The organism is Fibrobacter sp. UWP2 (genome assembly GCF_900141705.1).
Taxonomy (GTDB): domain Bacteria; phylum Fibrobacterota; class Fibrobacteria; order Fibrobacterales; family Fibrobacteraceae; genus Fibrobacter.
The window spans coordinates 1-1,434 of the sequence record NZ_FQYM01000070.1 but is presented as its reverse complement, the minus strand read 5'-3'; the positions used below and the strand labels follow the sequence as shown (position 1 = coordinate 1,434).

1 protein-coding gene is annotated in these 1,434 nt (G+C 51.8%); it reads left to right on the top strand.

The genetic code is table 11. The annotated features are described in order from the left end of the window. Window positions 1–124 precede the first annotated feature (124 nt). Window positions 125–1,339 (top strand): IS4 family transposase, encoded by a 1,215-nt coding sequence (locus BUB55_RS13745; protein WP_073192448.1) that lies wholly within the window; start codon window positions 125–127, stop codon window positions 1,337–1,339. The last annotated feature ends 95 nt before the right edge of the window (window positions 1,340–1,434 follow it).

Sequence of the window (1,434 nt, the reverse complement as noted above, 5' to 3'; positions counted from 1 at the left end):
TATTAGTGTCCGGTAAAACTTTTTAATTCAACCTGAAATCTAACAAAAAAGGCGACTGCCGTTTCCGGGAGCCGCCGCTTTTGACTATAGTTTCTTTTGCACATAAAACAAATTCAAAAGCACTATGGAATGTAGAAATTTTACCGGACAGCCGATATACGCACAAATCACAAAATACCTCTCTAAAGGCGAAATTCTGAAGCAATCCCGCAGCGTTGGCGGGGAACGCTATGTCAAGAAGTTCGACGGGTTCCAGCACCTGCTCGTGCTGTTGTTCGCTGTATTCAAAAATTACAGGTCCCTGCGCGAAATCCTTACGGGAGTGAACACGGAAGCGAGGCACCTGTGGCACGCCGGGTTCACGGGACCGCTGAAGATGAGCACTTTTTCCGACGCGAACAACAGACGCCCCTGCAAGTTCTTCGAGGCCGTCTACAAGTCGCTCTACGAAAAGTTCGGCCGTTTTTTACCGGACAGCCGCGACTATGAATGGGCGCAGAAACTGTACGTGATGGACTCCACGACCATATCGCTGTTCTCGAACGTCCTGAAGGGAGCCGGACGAAACCCGAAAATCGGCAGGAAGAACGGCGGTATCAAGTCGCATACGATCATGAAGGCGCTGACGGGCGTCCCCGAGTTCATCAGGCATACGGCGGCGAGGGTCCACGATCATGTAATGCTCGGCATGGTGAAACTGCCCAAGGACTCGTTCATCGCCTTCGACAGGGCCTATATCGACTACAGGGTGTTCGAGAAGTTCACCAGGCGCCGCATCACGTACGTCACCAAGATGAAGAGGAACCTGACCTACAAAGTCCTCGAAAAATGTTACGAGAAGGGTGCGTCCGATGCCAGGGTCCGTCGAGACGACATCATCGAGTTCAGGAAACGGCTGAAGAACGGGAAGGTACTAGTTCACAAGTCGAGGCTGGTCGAGTACGTGGATCCGCATACCCGCAAGCGCTGGCAGCTGCTTACGAACAACATGGAACTGAAAGACTCCGAAATCGTCGAGATTTACAGGCGCAGATGGCAGATCGAGTCGCTCTACAAGCAGCTGAAGCAGAATTTCCCCCTGCACTTCTTTTACGGCGAAAGCGCCAACGCGATCGAGACGCAAATCTGGGTCGTGATGATTGCAAACTTGTTGGTAAAACTGGTCAAGGCGCAAGTGAATCGCATGTGGAGCTTTTCGAATCTAGTCTCGCTACTCCGTCACGCGCTTGGATACTACTACGACCTTGTTCCGTTCCTCGAAAATCCAGAACGGGTTGCTGCAAGCTCTTTTGTCGGGGGCCGTTCACCACCCGGCCAGCTCCAGCTAAATCTTGTCTAGGGGACCCGCAAAACGCAAAGGCACCGCTTTCTGTCGAAATCGGCGCGTATTCAGCATATTGTGCTTATGTTGGAACTTTTACCGGACAGCAATAA